Source organism: Deltaproteobacteria bacterium, from assembly GCA_022340465.1.
Taxonomy (GTDB): Bacteria; Desulfobacterota; Desulfobacteria; order Desulfobacterales; family B30-G6; genus JAJDNW01.
In genome coordinates this window covers 1-17,964 of record JAJDNW010000065.1, presented here as the reverse complement: position 1 = coordinate 17,964, position 17,964 = coordinate 1, and the positions used below count along the sequence as shown (strand labels likewise).

Sequence of the window (17,964 nt, the reverse complement as noted above, 5' to 3'; positions counted from 1 at the left end):
CGGGTAAAATTGACCTTTACATCCCGTACGAACTCGGAAAGGCTGCCCAGCTTGGTGCGGAAAAAGGCCATATTATCCACCGGAAACACATAGTCCTCACCGTAGTACAGCCGGCATCGTTTCTTAACCTCCCCATCGCTGTAATCGCTGTCCGGAAGCATTTTCACCAGCAGGTGGAAGTGATTGCCCATCAGGCAGAACCCCAATATGTCGGTGAAATAAAACCTGGAGAGGCGCTTGATCAATCCTAAAAGAAACTCTTTCTCGACCGGTCCCAGGGGATAACCCGGCAGAGCCGTCCTGGAGATCACATGGTACACCGCCTGTTCGCCCGATATGATCATTCTCGACGTTCTGGGCATAGCCGTCCTCCTTTTTTTATGCTTTAAACATTTGAACAACCTATCTATCGCCTATTTATGTGCATGTCAACATAAAGTACCTGTCCCTAATAAGTTTTACCAATAAGTTAATCAACACCCACATCCATTAACAATAATCCAACCGCCTTTTAATTGTATCCAAAAGCTGAATCGAGATTATCAAAGGAAATCATTTGGGCTGATTCCTCATTTTTGCATTTCTGTCAGAAATAGGCTATCTGTGGTGGATATTACCATTCTTTAGGCGGTTTAAAGATGGAGCTCAGGTTTTTAAGGACCAAAGAAATGGTTAGTATCAAAAATTGAAGTCGTACTGGGATAATGGTAGGAATTTCAAATTTAGAAGCTCTGGATAGACGGCTAATTTTTAACATAGTATTAAATAGATGGAAAATTTTACATCCAACATTAAATAATTATTTCTGCAACTATATAGGAGGGCATCATGAAACCAAATGAAATACCATCAGATGTGACTATCATAGACATTCTTTCTGACAGTTCATATGCACTCGAACATATCAGCGGTGCCCGGAATTTCAGTGTCTATGAAAACGCATTCATGGATAAGATCCAGGAGGCTTTCACACCTGATGACAAACTCGTGGTCTACGGGCTTAACAACAAGACCGAAGAAGCTCAAAGAGCAAAATACTTGCTCACCCAAGCTGGCTATGAAGCAGACATCCTCGATGGTGGGCTGGAAGCCTGGAAAGATGCAGGATTGCCGCTTGAATATAGCGACGTTCTCACACCTATGGTCGGAGAGTACAAGGTAGCGCCTGAGACCAGTCGTGTAGAATGGACGGGCAGGAATATCGGCAACAAGCATACCGGTAACATCAAGGTAAAATCCGGCTATTTGAAATTTGAGGACGGTGTTCCAACAGAAGGCTCAGTCGTGATCGATATGGACACCATCAATAACGTCGATCTTGATCCCGAATACAAGCCGATGCTCGAAGGCCATCTGAAGAGCCATGATTTCTTTGCGGTAGAAAAGTATCCGACCGCACAGATGGACGTGACCGGTGTTGAGGAGATTTTAGGACCGATCAGCGGACCGAACTATCGCATAACCGCTGATCTGACCATCAAGAGCATAACCAATAAGGTCTCTTTCTCTGCATTTGTACATGAGAAAGAAGGTCAGGCTGTCATGAATGCCCACTTTGATTTCGATCGGAGTCTGTGGGATATCAAGTATGGTTCAGAGAGATTCTTCTCACGTCTTGGCATCCACCTGATCGATGACACCATCTCCTTGGATGTCATCCTTTTCGGTGATAAGGGTTAAAGTTTTTTCAATTTCTCGATCTACGGCAGACCCGGAGAACGTCTATTGAATGTTTTTGTTGGCCATGTGGATTCATGCTTACTTGGAGTAAATTTTGAAGCTAATTACAATGATATATATTTTAAATTCGACCTTGTTAATATTACACGAGATTGAATCCGCCTATGAAAAGGAATGGGAGATACTGAAGTTGCCAGGAAAAATTACTGGTTTTATGCTCCTTCATATCCCGATCGTTCTGCTCATTTTTTATGGCTTAATAGAGATAGAAAAAATTTCTGCTATTGGATTGATAGTTGGCATTGTTTTAGGAATTGGGGGAATAATACCACTTTTAGTTCATAAAATATTCGTTAAAAGGAAGAATCATTTTAATATATTGATATCAAATGCGGTCATATATTTAAATGTTCTTTCTGGTGTAGCCTTAACATATTTATCAGTAAGTTATTTTTCCTAAAAACCCTCATTACTTAGGAGGATATTGGCTGGCAAAAGCCCCTGATTGTTCGGCGTCAGAGCCTATGAGACACAGTCAAGGGTTTTTTCAATGGACACTCCTGTGTTAACTTGAAACCAACAGGAGTGAAAAATGAGTAAACAAAACGGAGTAGGGAGCAAGGTTAGGGAAATACGCCGGAAGACACGAAAGCGGTACTCAGCAGAAGAGAAAATCCGTATCGTGTTGGAGGGTCTTCGAGGAGAGGAGAGCATAGCCGCACTTTGCCGCAAGGAGGGTATCGCTTCCAATCTATATTACAAATGGAGCAAAGAGTTCCTGGAAGCGGGAAAACGGCGTCTGATGGGTGACACCAAGCGCCCAGCCACCAGCGGCGAGGTGCTGACTTTGCGTAAGGAGAACGGCCAGCTCAAGGAATTGGTGGCTGATCTATCCTTGAAAAACGTGGTGCTAAAAAAAACCTTGGCTGGTACGGGCGGAGATCTGGACGCATGGTGCGTTTTACCCATTCCGAGAAAATGGAGATCATCCGCCTGGTCCAGAGCTCGCAGCTGGGAGTGAAGCGCACGGTTGAGGAACTGGACGTACCCCGGTCTTCGTTTTACCGCTGGTACCAGCGGTACCAGGAAGAAGGCTATGATGGACTGGCCAACCGGCCACCCAATTCCCGGCGCTTCTGGAACAATATACCTGATTGTGAGAAGCGTCGCGTGCATGCGGGCGTTGAACCAATAGCCGTCCATTTCCAAGCCGAGGCGTCTATTGTCCCGTTTTCTTCACCTCTTTTTAATGCACGCCAATCGACTCGATTTTTCAAAAAAATCGAGGGTACATTGAACCCACATGTCGACACCGAGGGGAAGTGTACTTTCATCGATATTGAATTGCGGATGATGATGCGAAAAATGTGTGCCGATGTTTTCGTTCCCGGTACCGAGAAACATGAACACCCCGGGAACCCGCTCGCTGAATTCGGAAAAATCCTCACTGCCCATGGTCTGGTTATCGACGATCGATTCCGGGCCGGAAAACACCCCCATGGCGGTATCCCTGGCGAGCGCCGCCATTTCAGCATTGTTTATCAAAGGAATGTTCTCGTGAACGATGTCGATGTCGCAGGTACAACGGTGGGTTTGGCAGACCTGCTTTACGATACGGATGAATCTCTGCGTCGGCTGGAATTCATCCTCAGGGCCGTTCGGGTATAGGAAGCGGATGGAACCTTCCAGTTCCACTTTATTGGGAATGATGTTGCTTTTGGTCCCACCCTTGATTTTACCGAACATGATAACGGTCGATTCCAGATTGCTGATTTCCCGGGTCTGAATCACCTGAACCGTTTGTATGACGGCGGCAGCGGCGATGATCGGATCGACGGCATCCTCAGGCATGCCGGTGTGGCCGCCCTTGCCGTGGATGGTGACCTTGAAAACATCCAGACCACCCATAACCGGCCCAGGGGTGATGGCTATCTTGCCCGAGGGTACCGGCGTCCATACATGCATGCCCATGGCGGCATCGACCCTGGGGTTTTCCAAAACGCCTTCCTCAATCATGCGAACGGCACCGGCGATCTCTTCGTTGGGTTGGAAGACGAATTTAATCGTACCGGCAATTTCCTGCCTTTTGGCGGTTAGGATTTTGGCGGCTATCAGTAACATGGCCATGTGCGCATCATGACCACAGGCGTGCATCACGCCGTTGTTCCGGGATTTGTATTCGACGTCGTTTTCTTCCCTGACCGGCAAGGCATCCATGTCGGCCCGAAGCATGAGCACCGGATCGGGCCTTGTGCCGCGCAATATGCCCACCACCCCGGTCTTGGCAATTCGCTGCGTGGCTATACCCAAGGCCGTGAGATAATCTTCGATGATATCTGCCGTGCGGAATTCCTCGAAGCCCAGCTCGGGGTGCCGGTGAAAATCACGGCGCAGGCCGATCAACTCTTCACTGTATCTTTTTGTCTGTTCGGAAATTTGCATGGTACTGACCACCCTGTCTATTTTCCGGATATTGCTTTAACCCTAAATAAACCCTGTGTATGCCTGCTTCACCACAGCTGAAAAAACGAAGTTGATCAGAGTCATATAGTCGAAAAGCGGAAGGTTGACCGCCGCCTTTACGGCGCGGCCATAAGGCGGCAGGAGGCTGCATTCCAACAGCAGCGCCCGCAGCTGTTCGTGCTCGGCCGCCATCTGTTTTGCCGTTGCTACGACTTCCGCTTCTACCTTCTGAAACCGAACCGGGAAGGCGTAGGAGGTGGCATTGGCTACATCGCCCGGGACAAACGGAACACTCGTGTCCAGCAGTAATATGCCGATGGCTTCTCCGCTGCTGACTTGCCCCTTTCGTGTCTTGTGCCGCATTCCTTGTCTCCAGCCTGAGCCGAGCGTTTTAAATTTTAAGAACGATCGACAGGAACATATTTTCGACGGATTCCAGTTAGTTGATTAAAAATAGCTTTCTGGGAAAATTGGCCAGCGTTTCACAACCGCTTTCCGTTACCCGGAAGGATTCACTGCACTCGAAACCGTAGTCATCCATCCACATACCCAGGATCATGTGAAAAGTCATATTGGGTGCCAAAATGGTTTTATCCCCGGGGCGCAGGCTGGCGGTGTGTTCCCCCCAATCGGGCGGATAATTCAACCCCATGGCATAGCCAATGCGGGATTCCTTTTCCAGGCCCACCTTGGCAATATGCCGGCGCCAAACCATCTCGATTTCCTCGCAACGCAGCCCCGGCTTGATGGCGTCCAGCGTCAGGTTAAGCCCCTCGACCGTGTGTTCGGCCAGGCTTAGCAGTTTCTGGGGAGGGTTGCTGCCCAGGTAGGCGGTTCGGGCCAGCGGTGAATGGTAGCGATGGCGGCAGGCGGCCAATTCCAGGTTGACCATCTGCTCGTTCTGATAGGGGGCGTCGGTCCAGGTCAGATGCGGCGCAGAGGTCTTCTCGCCCGTGGGCATCAAGGGGACGATGGCGGGATAATCCCCCCCGAACTCGGGGGTTCCGGTCATCTGGGCCCGGTAAACCGCCGCCACGGCATCACATTCGCGCACGCCGGGAGACAGGTTGTCCAGGGCCGTCTGCATCACCTTTTCGGATATCTTGCCCGCTTGCATCATATAACCGATTTCAGCGTCGGATTTTTTCAGCCTGACCCAGGAAACCAGCAGATTGGCATCCTCGATTCCGGCATGGGGGAGGCCCTCTTTGAGGGCCTGAAAACCGCGGGCACTGAAATAATAGGCGTCCATCTCCACACCGATGACCCGCTTTTCCCAACCGCGGCGCTTGATCTCATCGGCGACGAAATTCATCGGGTGCTTGACGGGGTTCTGTACATAATCGTCCGAATATCCGGTGATGTGGTCCTCGTCTAAAAAGGTCGTATGCCGGGCGCCGGCCACGTCCATGCCGCGACCGATCCACAGCGGGGCGGCCAGATCCAGCGCCACCACAACTACCTGGGGAACGTAAAAGGACCACCCGTCATAACCGGTCAGGTAATTCATGTTGGCCGGGTCTGAAACGATCAGCACCTCGATGCCCCCATCCTGCATGCGCTGCTTGGTTTGTTCGATGCGTCCGCGATACTCGTCTTCGTGAAATAAGGTCATGGTCACTTCTCCTCGCTGAGTTGTCCCCGCGGTTGCAACGCTAGGGGGTGCTTTCACTTTGCCATGTTGTTCATGCAGCTGTGAGGTTATCTTCGGCGCCTTCAGTGTCTGCGGGCTCTGATCGCGGCAGCGCCTTTTTCCATACGGGCAATGCCCTCCTGAAGCTGCTCACTGCCGGCGGCAAAGGAAAGCCGCACGTACCCTTCACCGGCTTTACCGAAAATGCTTCCCGGGACGACGGCAACCTTGTGCTCTACGGCCAGGTATTTGGCAAACTCCCAGGAAGACAGGCCGAACGAAGATATGTTCGGAAAAGCGTAAAAGGTCGACTCCGGCTTGATGCAAACAATGCCTTCGATGGCATTGAGACCTTCGTGAACCAGCTGACGTCTCTTGTCATAGGTGGCCACCATCTCCTTCACGCAGTCCCGGGGGGCCGTAATGGCGGCCAGGGCCGCCCGCTGGGCAACGGCGGTCACCCCGGACACCATGTGCTCCATCAGCTTTTCCATCTCGTCGATGACCGCCTTGGGAGCGACCGTATAGCCAACACGCCAGCCGGTCATGGCATAGGACTTGGAGAGGGTAAAGGCCGATATGGTTCGTTCCGCCATGCCATCGAAAGATCCGATACTGACATGCTTGTGGCCGTCAAAAAGGATGTGTTCGTAGGGTTCGTCGGAAAGCACCCAGATGTCATGCGCCATGGCCATTTGGGCGACGGAATGCAGGATCTCCTCGCCAAAGATCGCGCCGGTGGGATTGGACGGCGTGTTGATGATCATCAGCTTGGTTTTTTTGGTGATGGCCGCTTCGATGTCCGCGGGATCTACCTTGAATTGATTCGATTCGTAGGCGGGCACCGGCACCGGCACGCCGCCAAAAAGGCGAATCTGTGAATAGTAGTCATATCCCGGATCGATCACGATAACTTCATCGCCCGGATTGAGCATGTGCAGACAGGTGTTGAAAATCACCTGCATAGCACCCACGGCCACATAGATTTCGGTATCTGGATCGGCAACGATATGATTCTCTGTTGCCAGCTTTTGGGCGATGGCCTGACGCAAATCAGAAAATCCCTTGGCCGGCGGATAGCGCGTATAGCCGTCATCCAGCGCCTGCTTGGCGGCCTCACGAATGAATGCGGGGGTGTCGAAATCGGGCTGACCGATGCCCAGGTTGACGATGTCCGATATCTCGTCGGCCATGGCAAACATAATACGGATGCCGGACCACTCCACCGCATGGGTGCGATCGGCCAGATAGTTTCGGGTTGCCATATCATTACCTCTTTGTTCTCCCCGTTCCCGTGCAAGCTCTCGGATGGGGACAGGGTCGCGTTCGGCGGTTAGACGGTTACCGGCAGAACCAGATCTTCGGGAGCCTTGCCGGATGCCTTCAATTCAGGCGCATGCTTTTCCATGATCTCCATGACGATGGATGCGATTTTGACTTTTTCCTGAATCAGGTTCACGTGGAACGCTTCGGTCATCCAGGGTTTGTAGATGTCACCTTCGGAAGTTCCCGGCTCGAACTTGAAGTAGCAGGGAGACGTCACCCGGGCGATTTCCGGTGCCTCGTATGCCCGGAACATGCCGCCGAAAGCATCCACGATGATGATGTAAACATCCATGGGGATGTCCACGCTTTTGCGAATGCCGCCCAATATGGGCAGGGAAACATCTGAAATGGGGTTCATGGAATTGGCGCCCATGGATTCGATCACCTTGGCGCCGGCTGCACTGCAATAGCCGCCGAAAACGGAAAACTTGAAAATAGTTTTCGCTGGAATCACTCCTTCGGCCCGCATTTTGTCGAGGATGAAAAGCACACCTTCGTCATAAACCAGAAACCCACGGTGTCCGGCTTCGATGTTCCGCATGATGTCGGCGATGTGGTATGAGATGTTGTCCGATCCCCTCAGCCGGAAGCCCTGCATCTGGCCTTCGGAAGTGGATATCTCCTTGGAACCCGTATCCCAGGATTTGCGATGGCCAACCGTGGTGATCATTTCGATGCCGCCTTCTCTGGCCATCTGCGCCATATCCTTGAGTTCCTGAAAATCACAATAGGTGGAGCCGCCCACGGTGGCGATGGCACGGTGGATGACGAGACCGCGTTTTTCAGCGGCCCTGATCATGGCTTCCATGGTGGAAGCTCTTTCCACGCCGGCGATTTCGACGCGGTAGTTGGCGCCATCCGGAAAGGCTTTGGTCGATGTGGGCAGATCGTACGCATCCCGGCCGGGAATACCTTCCTTTTCCATAAAACTGCGAATCTTCTTCAAGGTTTCGGACATTATCTCCTCCGTGTCGTGTCTGACGGTTTTCGTGAATGCGTTTACCCCAGCGATGGGGTTTATTCGGCTGCATCCAGCAGTTCTTTGAGTTTGGGGAGCTCGCCTTCCACCATTTTGTAGGCGTGCTCTTCTTTGGGGAATGCGCCACTGCGGGCATCTTCGACATACTGCGTGAAGGCTTCGATGGTTTTCTGGCCCAGGTTTTCATATTTTTTCACGAACTTGGGTGTAAAGGCCTGAAAGATGCCGAGGACGTCGCTGCAGATCATGAGTTGGCCGTCGGCTTCCCAGCCGGCACCGATACTGTAAACGGGGATGGACAGCTTTTTGCGGATGATGCCGCACACTTCGGGCGGCACCGCTTCCACGAGCAGGGCAAAGGCGCCGGCTTCTTCGATGGCCACCGCGTCGGCGATGACATCTTTGGCGGCTTCGGCCGTTCTGCCCTGGGCTTTGAATCCCCCCAACTGCCCCGAGCTTTGGGGTGTCAGGCCGATATGCCCCATCACCAGCATTCCGCCGTCGGCAATGGCCTGAATCTGAGCGCTCACGCGGATGCCTCCTTCCAGCTTGATCGCATCGACGCCGGCCTCTTTGTGGAATCTGCCGGCATTGCGTACCGCTTCCTCGATACTGACCTGGTAGGACAAAAAGGGCATATCGCCGATGATAAACGTGTTGGGTGCGCCACGGCGAACCGCTTCACTGTGCCAGATACACTGATCCATGGTAACCGGGACCGTCCCCGGATAGCCGTACACGCACATCCCCAGCGAATCACCCACCAGAATCATATCCATGCCGGCCTGCTCGGCAAAATTCGCGGTCCAATAATCATAGGCCGTGATCCAGACAGCTGTCTGACCGGCTTCCTTCATTCTCTGCAAGTCAAAACGCGTGTGTTTTTTGCTAGTCATACATATACCCTCCCGTAATGAACGTTGTCGAACTATGCCGAGAATTTGTTTTCCTGATAGCTGTAACCCAACTGTTCCGACATGCGCCCGCAGGCCTCCCTGATTTTCAATTGCATACTTTCAACCTTGTCCATGGGCAGCCGCATGCTCGGGCAGGAAATACTCACGGCGTATTTTACACGGCCGGTATGATCAAACACCGGTGCTCCCACACAGCGCAAACCAGGGGCCAGTTCCTCATCATCCACCGCATATCCCCGCTCCCTTGTTTTTTGCAACTCTTCGCGCAGTTTCTTTTTAGACAAAATCGTGTGGGGGCCATGCGGGGCAAGTCTTGCCCGCGACAGGTATTCGCTGAGTTCCGACTTGGGCAAATAGGCTAAAATGCTTTTACCGAGCGCCGTACAATAAGCCGGTGCTTTAGACCATAAGGGCGAGTCGATGCGTAATATCTCCGAGCTGTCGATCTTGTCCAGATGCAGTATCTCTCTACCATCCAGGCATCCCAAGTTTACGGTCTCCTTGGAAAGCTTTGAGAGCTCGAGCATGTACTTGCGCGCAACCTGCTTGATTTCGAACCTCCTGGCGACCTTTTCGCCGATTTCTAAAATACGGAAAGTCAATTGGTAGCGATTGTCTTCGTTTTTCTTTACGTATCCCAGATCCCTCAAGGTTGCCAGAAAGCGATGAGCGGCTGAACGCTGCATCGACAGGTGGACACCAACTTCGGATACGGTGAGAGCCTTTTGCTCGGCCAACAGTTCCATAACCTTTATGCCTCTTTCCAAAGATGTGATCTGGTAATATTTGCGCGTCATGGTTGCCGGCACCTTTTCAAACAATTTATAGTGTTCATTATTTGTGACGAATGATTTTTATTTATGACTGTAATGAATAACAAACAGGGTGTCAAGCCTTTTTAACAACGCTATAATTTCGACAGGATGGATACGGCGACCCGGGTCGAGCGTTTCAATTTCGTCATGCAGTCCGGTTGTCACGGGGCTGTCAGGGTCTTTGCGGCCGCCGGCGAAGTCGATATTGAAAAAGAGGGCCGCGAACTATACCCCGGCGCATATAATGCTTGACATATCAAACCCCTGTTGAAATATCGGATGGTGGCTACCATGTTGTTTACCCCGATGTTGCAAAAGAAAGATAGGAAGATACATATGAGAAGGATGATGCATGCGTTAAGGCTTACCCTGACCGTTTCGATAACCGCGGTCGCGATCACCTTCTTACCGGCACTCCTATACGCGGACTCAGGGCGTGAGTTCCCGCCTGAACATCGAGAAAACAAGGTGGTCGAAAAAAAAGAACCCACCGAGGGCGAACAGCGCTTCGAGCGCGCCCTGGGATCTGACGAAAAAAGCAAGTTCACCCCCCACAAACTCAACTATGGCGTCTTCGGCTCCAAAGAGGCCCTGATGCAGATCAGCTTCAAATACCGCCTTATAAGGGATTGGGGACTGTACCTGGCGTTTACCAATCTGGTGAAGTGGGATATTTACGCAAAATCGACCCCCTACCACGATATCAATTTCATGCCCGAACTGTTTTACCGCTTCAACCCTGAAAACGAGTGGTTCTTTTCCGTGGATACCGGCTACTGGCATAAATCCAACGGCAGGGACGGCACCGAGGACCGGGGGTGGGATCAGTTGTTTGTGCGCTTTCACAAGCTGTTCCGTTTCAAGAGTGTCGACCTGGCGTGGGAAACGCAGGTCTACTACGAACTGGGGACCAGCGAGGAAAATCGTGACATCGGCGAGTACCTGGGCTGGTGGGACACCGGGCTGTCTGTCATCGATCTTTTGCCGACCAAGAACTCCAACATCGACCTCGAATTTTTCCTGTGGTCCGGCGAAGGCGGCAATCCCTTCCAGGCCGGTCAGTACCGCGTGGGCATAATGTACAAAATGAAATACGTCGCCTTCCAGCCGGCCATTTACCTGCAGTATTTCAACGGCTACGGGGAGGTCATAATCGACTATGACAAAAGGAGTGAGGGCTTGCGGGCAGGGCTGGCTTTTCTCTACTGAAATGCTCAAGCAGGGTTCAAGTGATCCGGTGTTATTAGATGTATCTGTCCGCCAGACCGGTGATGAGGTCTTCCAGCCCCTTGTCCCCTTCCTTTTTTTTGATGTCGGCAACGAGATTCTGGATTTTGTGATACGTCGCAGGGTCGTCCCGCAGATCGTTTATGGAGCGATAGGTGCCGCCGCGCCGCCCGATGCGGTATATCAGCCGGTCATGGTCGGACAGGGACTGGTAATTTTCGATGACGGCGAGCATGGCACCCTTGTCTTCGGGCAGTTTTCCGGAAACGTCCTCCAGCAGGTTCATGATGTGGTCGCTGGTGACGGTACTGGTGATGCCGTCAAGCGTCTCGATGAAAACACGGATTTCCTCGGCCAGCATATCGTCTGTTTGCAGGCTGAATTCTCCCTCCACCAGTTTTTGGTGCAGCGGAACCCTGGCGGGCACTCTGAGGCTGCGCAGGCGGATGAAGTGCGGGTTGATTTGGTTCAATACCCTGGCCGTTTCCCGCGCGTGCCCCTCCCACAGTTCCCGGCCGCCGAGCCCCGGCATCACATATTCAGACAGTTCCATGCCCGCGGCCATCACCTTCTGTCCCGCATCTATCTGGATGGCTGCGGTGGCGCCTTTTTTCATGAGTTTCAATACCGGGTCGAAGCCGCTTTCGAGGCCGATGTGGATTCTGTTCAGCCCGGCCTCGCAGATTTTTTTCAGGGAAACGACGGATTTTTTTGAAACGGTTTTTGAACGGGAATAGGTTGTCACGCGTTCGAGGTCCGGGAAACGGCTGCGCAGGAAAGTCAGCACCTCGACCAGGTCCTCCGTTTTCATGATCAGGTTGTCGGCGTCCTGAAGAAAGCAGGCATGGGTCCCGTAGTAAAGCCAGCCGGCGATGCTGCGGTAGCAGTCGTTGTAGCCAGGGTTGTTGTAGATATAGGAGACGACGGGGTCGTCAATGTTGCCACCACGCCCCAGCCGGTCGGACAGGGACAGGATGTCATCGGCGATATCCCGGGCCGCCTGGATGTCGGCTTTGATGTCCGCCACCGGCCGCAGGGAAAATTTGCGGCCCTTGTATACCGGACAGAACCGGCAGTGATTCCATGGGCAGTTTCTAGTCAGGCGCAGCAGCAGGCTGCGGGCTTCGTTGGGCGGCCGGATAGGACCGGTTTCAAAACACAGGCTCGGATCCACCATTATTTATCTCCGTTATCTGTACCGGTTTATCCGGGTTGGGAGTTACGTTTTAAGTGTTAGGTGGCTTTCGGCACAAGGCAATTTACTTTTCAGGGCTGAAGCCCTGGCCTCTTGCAAGCCCCACATTCTAAAATGATTTTCTTTGTGTCCTTTGTGCCTTTGTGGTTGAATCGCTCTTGCCTCATGCTTCAAGCATCTGACTTCTGACCGCTTTCTTCTGGTCTGCGACCTCCGACCTCTGAGGTTTCACCCCGGTCACCCTGGGGTCGAGAGGTTGTTCAGCAGATGAACACTTCCGCCGGCACACGGCTGATGAGGCGGGTGCCGGTGTCGGTGACGGTGAAAACGCTTTCGACTCCGGCGGTGAATTCATTTTCCACCACCAATTTGGGCTCCAGTGCAAACGCCATGCCCGGTTTCAGAAGATCCTGCTTGTCTCTGGCAATGAAGGGCGGTTCCACCAGTTCGTGGCCGATGCCGTGGCCGACGAACCGGACCTTGCTGCCCGGTACGCCCAGAAAGCTCTCGGTACATCCCAGGCTGGCGGCCCTCTTAAGCGCCATGTCAAAAAGCGCGCCGCAGGTCATGCCCGGTTGGGCGTTTTCAAGGATGAAATTGTGGATGTCGACGGCGTCCATGGAGGCTCGCATGGCCTTCTCGGGCATGGCGCCGATGGCGAACATGCGGGTTTCATCCATGTGAAAACCGTTCAGAACGGAGGTGAAATCCACCATAATGGGCTCCCCGGCACGCAGTTTTTTCGACCCGGCGCCGCAGGGGAAGGCCAGCGAGGTCCCCATTCCGCTGGCCGGGGAGTCCAGCACACCCGGCATGCTGCCGCTTTTGCCGCTCAGCACGTGCCAGGGATAGCCTTCCATCTGGTAGTCCCTGATTCGCAACTTGCCGCCATGGCCGTTGCGGCGGGCGAATGTTTCGAACATGCCGGCAAATTCCATTTCCGTATAGCCTTCCCGCAGGGTTTTCCGCATGTAGTCGAAAGTCAGGGACGACATGCCGGCGGTGTGCTCCATCTGGGTGATTTCCCACTTCGATTTAACGGCGCGGATGGCGAGGATCGATCCGGAAACATCGGTCGTGGGGCGGTTCGGAAAAAGGGTCTCGATGAAACGGTACTGGTTGACGGGCATGACATCCAGTTCCAGGCCCAGGTTTTTCGGCAGGTGTCTGAAAAAGTCATGAATCAGGCCGGGCACTGCCGTGATGGACTTGATTCGCAGAACGTTTTTAAGGGGTGATTCGTTCAGGGCGCGGGCTAGGGATTGTTTGATAAAGAGCAGCGGATCGCCGTGCGAGGGGACGTACAGGCAGCCGTTCTGGGCCGTGCCGGAAAAGTACAACAGATCCACACGCTGGATAATCAAGGCGCCGTCGATGCGGTCAGCCTGCAGTCGTGCCTGAAGGTTGTCCAGCCTCCGCCGGATCTGGTCTGGAGGAATTCTAAAGGCCGTCATTCCTGTTTTTTCATGAACCTGAGGCCGATGCCTTCACTGCTGACCCGCACGATCTCGGCAGGCACCTTGATTTCGCGCCTGCCGTTGCTGAAGGGAATGTTGAGAATGACCACCTGGCCCACCGAGAACACCTCGTCGGTCTGAATGAAAAGGCCGCCGTTGCTGATATCCTTGCAGATGGCCTGGTAGCTGCGGTTCCGTATGGTAAAGCTGATTTGCTTTTCGAAATTCTTACGGGTGTCGTTGCGATCCCCCAGGCTGAAATCCGTCGCAGGCAGTTCCTCGAGTTTTTCCAGGAGGTCCAGGCGCTGTTCGTCGTTCATTGCGAGGATGTGTCCCATCAGCTTGAGGATGATGCTGTCGCTACCCGGATACTCGTCATGGTCGGCCATCGTAGATTCCCTCATGATCGAAAAGTCATAGGTTGTTGAACCGAGATAGCGCGCGCATTCCCTGCAGCGTGCTGCAGGGTAAGCGCGCGAATCATAATTGATAGAATTCCTTACGGTGACGATTCCCCGCAGCTTGCTGCGGGGAATCGTCAATTCAGATCAGATTAGTCACCTATTATATAATAATTTCAAGCTGAAGTCAATCAGAATAAATCCATGCCCCCTACAAGGATGGGGAAAAAATCCCTATTAAAACCGCTTGCGAGTTCCGCAGGGAAAAACTTAATTTCTGCGTGTCTTTTGTGCCTTTGTGGTGAAAATAAGAAATAGACCGTTTTATTCGTGATTGAATTTTTACGCAGTTTCAGATAGAATCAACCATCTGGACATGAAGTCACAGGCGTGCAGAGTTGGACAAAATGCAGAACAACATCTATAAGTTACTGATTGTATGCACGGGTAATATCTGCAGGAGCCCCATGGCCGAAGGCATGTTGAAAGCCAGCCTGCCATCCCGGCTGGCCGGCCGGGTTCAGGTTTCGTCTGCCGGCACCCATGCACTCCACGGCAATCAGGCCCAACCGCATGCCATAGCGGTGATGCGCGCAAGGGGCATCGATATCAGCTCCCACCGTGCGAGACAGATAAGCGGGCCGCTGATAAAGTCGGCGGATCTCGTACTGGTCATGGAAAGGTTTCATCTCAAGCTTGTAAAAATGAGATCGCTTTTCAGCCCCGCCAGGTCACAACTGCTGACCGAATACAACGGGGAGGGGGAACCTTCCGATGTACCGGACCCCATGGGAGGAGACATTGACGCTTATGAAGAAGCTGCGGCCGTCATCGACAACTGTATCAAAGGAGTGTGTGATCATCTTGATGCCATCATTAAAGCGTAAAGGGGCCGCCGTGTGGTGCCTTGCATGGCTGTGGCTGACACTGTTTTCGACGGGTGCATCGGCGCAGGAGGACCCGGGTGCGGCGAAAAAGCTGGTGATTACCAGGGCGGTCATGTGCGAGGAGATCAAAGACTACGAACCGTACAACATAGCCGCCGTTTTTTCCCTTGCCCAGGGGAAGGTGTATTGCTTCACGTCCTTCGATTCCGTTCCGCAGGAGATGTTCATTTATCACAGCTGGTACCGGCGGGACCGTTTGATCACCACCAGAAGGCTTTCCCTAAAAACGCCGGAATGGTCCGTGTTCAGCACCGTGCAGCTGCGCGAGGCGGACAAGGGGCCATGGCGGGTGGAGATCAGAGACCCCAAGAACAAAATTTTGAAAATCATCAAGTTCAGCATTACGGAATAGCATTCAATGGGTGCCATCTTTACACAGCTTACGTCCATCGGTTGGCGGGACGTCGTCGACATCCTGGTGGTCAGCTATTTTCTCTTTCGCCTGTACGTCCTTTTTCGCGGGACCTATGTTTTTCGGGTGATCACCGGCATTGGATTTTTGTGGGTATTTCAGCGTATTGCCGTCTACCTTGGCCTGGTCGTGACGTCCTGGGCCATGCAGGGCATCATCGCCTTTGCCGCTCTCATCATCATCATCGTGTTCCGCAATGAAATCAGGACCGTTCTCCAAGCGAAAAATGTCGGGGCGATCCTGTGGGGGGTTTCGCACAAACCGTTTCTAACCCCGGAGGAGATCATCACCGGCAGCGTTTATGCCCTGGCCCAGAAGAAGATCGGCGCCCTGCTTGTACTGCCGGCCAAGGGTGATCTGCAGGAAGTGATCAGAGGAGGGATCCCCTGGAACGGCATTCTTTCCAGGGAGATGCTCATGAGTGTTTTTTGGCCGGACAACCCGGCCCACGACGGGGCCGCCATCATCAGCGGGAAACGCATCGCCGAGGTCGGGGCCATACTGCCCCTCTCCCGCCGCAGCGACCTGCCGTCATCCTATGGAACGCGCCACCGGGCCGCCCTGGGCCTGTCCGAAAAAACAGATGCACTGATCATCGTCGTTTCCGAAGAAACAGGCCGCGTGATGGCGGCGAAAACAGGCAATTTCACCGAAATCAAAGACAATTTGGAGCTTAAGAAAATACTCCGGGAGCACAGCGGCGTATCGACGGACGAAAAGGATGCAAGAAAGAATGAGAATTTCAAGCTTGCGCTGGCTGCGGTGGTGCTGGTCGTGTGTGTAACGGGCATCTGGTTCAGCTTTTCGAGGGGAATGGAAACCCTGGCGACCATGGAGGTGCCCATCGAGTACCAGAACCGGGATCCGGGCATGGAACTGTTGGAGTCGTCGCTCAATACGGTGGAGGTGCACCTGAGCGGAGCGGGCGCGCTTCTGCGTTCGGTCAAGCCTGAACAGGTGAAGGTCAGGATCAGCCTGAACAATGCCGTTGCGGGGCGCAACACCTATACCATCACCCGCGACAACATCACGCTGCCGCCGGGCGTCATGTTGAAAAAAGTGGTGCCTCAGGTGGTGGATGTCACCCTGGACATTCCTGTAAAAAAAGTGCTGCCGGTTCAAATCGACTGGATCGGCAAATTGGATGAGCACCTGATCCTCGAATCGGCCACGGTGGAACCGGACACGGTTGAGGTTATCGGCGGAAGCAGGATTCTGGAAGGGATCAACACCATTTATACCGAAAAGGTCACCCTGGACAACATCGAAAAAACAGACCGCCAGACCGTCAGCCTGGCCTTGAACCCTGCATCGTTGAAAGTCGAGGGCCTGCCCAACGGCAAGGTCACCATCACGTATACCGTGAAACGGCGTGAGAAAATGGTGGAATGAGGGCCTGCGGCGGTCATTAGCGCTTACGCTATATGGTACTGCCCGGATTCGATATAGGGCATGTCCTCCACATCCATAATCTGCACGATCTTCCGGTTCAACCGCAGTTTCATTTCCCTGACGATGCTGCGGTCCTTCTTGAGGCCATGGGCAAACTCGAGGGTTTCATCCATGAGTTCGTTGAGGGGACAGGCCTTGCGCACGATGTGGTGTTCCTGGCAATCGAAGCCCGCAAGGCGGACCCCCGTGTATTGCATCTCCTCGATTTTGTAGGCGGGAACGGCCTTTTGCATGAGGGCATTCATGCCCGGGAGAAGCGGAATGCCCAGATCGACTTCCGGGAAACAGAAAAAGCCTCTGTCCGAACGCATGAATCTGAAGTCAAAGGCACAGGACATGATCGCCCCCCCGGCAAAGGCGTGGCCGTTGATGGCGGCAATGGTGATCATGGGGTAGGTCAACAGGCGTTTGAAGAGATCGTTCAACTGATAAAAGAATTTTTTAGCGGCTTTCAGGTCGTTTTTCTGTAAAACGGGGACAAGCCACTCGAGGTCGATCCCATTGCTGAAGATTTTTTCATGCGCCGACCTGACGACCGTCGTTTTCACCCGGCTTTCCCTTTCCACCTGGTCGAGCACTTTCCTGAATCCCTTGAGAAAGGTCGGGTTGAAGCGGTTTTCCTCACTGTTCATGGTGATAATGGCCACCGTATCGTCAACCGAGTAGTCAAATGTGCTCATGATGTTTCCTCTGCAATGGTATGTGGGGCAGGCTTACTACGCTTAGCGGGTTCATTGGGTTAGCGGGTGCAACACAACAAACACAACAAACGCAACAAACTCAAGAGACTCATTTACCATTCAGGCCCTGGGGATGCAAGCCCATAGCGGCTGCGGCCCGTATGAGGCCTCCCTGCTGCCGGGATTTGCCAAAAAAAAGGGGGGTGCTATCGATGGATAGCATCCCCCTTGATGAAACCTTTAACCGGTATCAGGTCGAGCAGCAGCTGCCTTCCGTGCTGCAACTCGAGCAGGCACCTGCGCCGAAATCGACGCCGCAGTCGAGCTTGAACCCGTACATCGAGAAATCCACCTTGATTGGTTTCACCTTCTCGAGAAAC

17 protein-coding genes and 1 pseudogene are annotated in these 17,964 nt (G+C 53.1%); 6 read left to right on the top strand and 12 right to left on the bottom strand.

All coding sequences use genetic code 11. From position 1 onward, the window contains the following. The coding region (locus LJE94_10275; GenBank protein MCG6910494.1) for a hypothetical protein at positions 1-362 on the bottom strand (362 nt) is incomplete at its 3' end. Positions 363-828: 466 nt separating this feature from the next. On the opposite strand from LJE94_10275, the gene LJE94_10270 reads away from it, so the two are divergent. Further along, positions 829-1,680: a YceI family protein gene (locus tag LJE94_10270; GenBank protein MCG6910493.1), complete on the top strand. Its 852-nt coding sequence runs from the start codon at positions 829-831 to the stop codon at positions 1,678-1,680. Between the two features lie 592 nt (positions 1,681-2,272). After that, positions 2,273-2,799, top strand: a pseudogene (locus tag LJE94_10265) (transposase). Between the two features lie 117 nt (positions 2,800-2,916). Here LJE94_10265 and LJE94_10260 read toward each other — a convergent pair. The 7 genes from LJE94_10260 to LJE94_10230 form a co-directional block, all read right to left on the bottom strand. Next, on the bottom strand, positions 2,917-4,122 hold the full coding sequence (locus tag LJE94_10260) for an amidohydrolase (protein ID MCG6910492.1): 1,206 nt from the start codon (positions 4,120-4,122) through the stop codon (positions 2,917-2,919). A 42-nt stretch (positions 4,123-4,164) separates the two neighbouring features. Further along, a complete protein-coding gene (locus LJE94_10255) occupies positions 4,165-4,506 on the bottom strand; it encodes a hypothetical protein (GenBank protein ID MCG6910491.1) in 342 nt (113 codons plus the stop codon). A gap of 76 nt (positions 4,507-4,582) precedes the next feature. Next, positions 4,583-5,758 carry a M24 family metallopeptidase gene (locus LJE94_10250; GenBank protein ID MCG6910490.1) on the bottom strand — a complete coding sequence of 392 codons (1,176 nt, stop codon included), beginning with the start codon at positions 5,756-5,758 and terminating at the stop codon, positions 4,583-4,585. 101 nt (positions 5,759-5,859) lie between these two features. Beyond that, a complete protein-coding gene (locus tag LJE94_10245; protein ID MCG6910489.1) occupies positions 5,860-7,041 on the bottom strand; it encodes a pyridoxal phosphate-dependent aminotransferase in 1,182 nt (393 codons plus the stop codon). Between the two features lie 68 nt (positions 7,042-7,109). Continuing rightward, the gene (locus LJE94_10240) at positions 7,110-8,060 is read right to left on the bottom strand and encodes a PLP-dependent decarboxylase (GenBank protein ID MCG6910488.1); all 951 of its coding nucleotides are present in this window, start codon (positions 8,058-8,060) and stop codon (positions 7,110-7,112) included. Positions 8,061-8,119: 59 nt separating this feature from the next. After that, positions 8,120-8,977: a 3-methyl-2-oxobutanoate hydroxymethyltransferase gene (panB, locus tag LJE94_10235; protein MCG6910487.1), complete on the bottom strand. Its 858-nt coding sequence runs from the start codon at positions 8,975-8,977 to the stop codon at positions 8,120-8,122. Positions 8,978-9,009: 32 nt separating this feature from the next. Then, positions 9,010-9,795 (bottom strand): IclR family transcriptional regulator, encoded by a 786-nt coding sequence (locus LJE94_10230; GenBank protein ID MCG6910486.1) that lies wholly within the window; start codon positions 9,793-9,795, stop codon positions 9,010-9,012. Between the two features lie 354 nt (positions 9,796-10,149). Between LJE94_10230 and LJE94_10225 the strand changes: the two genes are divergently transcribed. Then, positions 10,150-11,022, top strand: coding sequence for a phospholipase A (locus tag LJE94_10225; GenBank protein ID MCG6910485.1), 873 nt, complete (start codon positions 10,150-10,152; stop codon positions 11,020-11,022). Between the two features lie 34 nt (positions 11,023-11,056). Here the strand turns inward: LJE94_10225 and LJE94_10220 are convergent, their stop codons facing one another. From LJE94_10220 to LJE94_10210, 3 genes are all read right to left on the bottom strand, one after another. After that, complete coding sequence (locus LJE94_10220) at positions 11,057-12,217, bottom strand: radical SAM protein (protein ID MCG6910484.1); 1,161 nt, start codon at positions 12,215-12,217, stop codon at positions 11,057-11,059. Positions 12,218-12,495: 278 nt separating this feature from the next. Next, the gene (locus LJE94_10215) at positions 12,496-13,689 is read right to left on the bottom strand and encodes a Xaa-Pro peptidase family protein (protein ID MCG6910483.1); all 1,194 of its coding nucleotides are present in this window, start codon (positions 13,687-13,689) and stop codon (positions 12,496-12,498) included. Beyond that, the gene (locus tag LJE94_10210) at positions 13,686-14,081 is read right to left on the bottom strand and encodes a PilZ domain-containing protein (GenBank protein MCG6910482.1); all 396 of its coding nucleotides are present in this window, start codon (positions 14,079-14,081) and stop codon (positions 13,686-13,688) included. Before LJE94_10210 ends, LJE94_10215 begins: the two co-directional genes overlap by 4 nt. A 419-nt stretch (positions 14,082-14,500) precedes the next feature. Here LJE94_10210 and LJE94_10205 point away from each other — a divergent pair, with 419 nt between their 5' ends. The 3 genes from LJE94_10205 to LJE94_10195 are packed head-to-tail and all read left to right on the top strand — an operon-like array spanning position 14,501 to position 16,844. Further along, positions 14,501-14,980 (top strand): low molecular weight phosphotyrosine protein phosphatase, encoded by a 480-nt coding sequence (locus tag LJE94_10205; GenBank protein ID MCG6910481.1) that lies wholly within the window; start codon positions 14,501-14,503, stop codon positions 14,978-14,980. Next, positions 14,961-15,392, top strand: a complete 432-nt coding sequence (locus LJE94_10200; protein MCG6910480.1) for a DUF2914 domain-containing protein — start codon at positions 14,961-14,963, stop codon at positions 15,390-15,392. Before LJE94_10205 ends, LJE94_10200 begins: the two co-directional genes overlap by 20 nt. A 6-nt stretch (positions 15,393-15,398) precedes the next feature. Next, entirely contained in the window at positions 15,399-16,844 is a 1,446-nt protein-coding gene (locus LJE94_10195) for a diadenylate cyclase (GenBank protein MCG6910479.1), read from the top strand. Positions 16,845-16,867: 23 nt separating this feature from the next. Here LJE94_10195 and LJE94_10190 read toward each other — a convergent pair whose 3' ends face one another. Beyond that, complete coding sequence (locus tag LJE94_10190) at positions 16,868-17,584, bottom strand: enoyl-CoA hydratase/isomerase family protein (protein MCG6910478.1); 717 nt, start codon at positions 17,582-17,584, stop codon at positions 16,868-16,870. Positions 17,585-17,964: the final 380 nt, after the last annotated feature.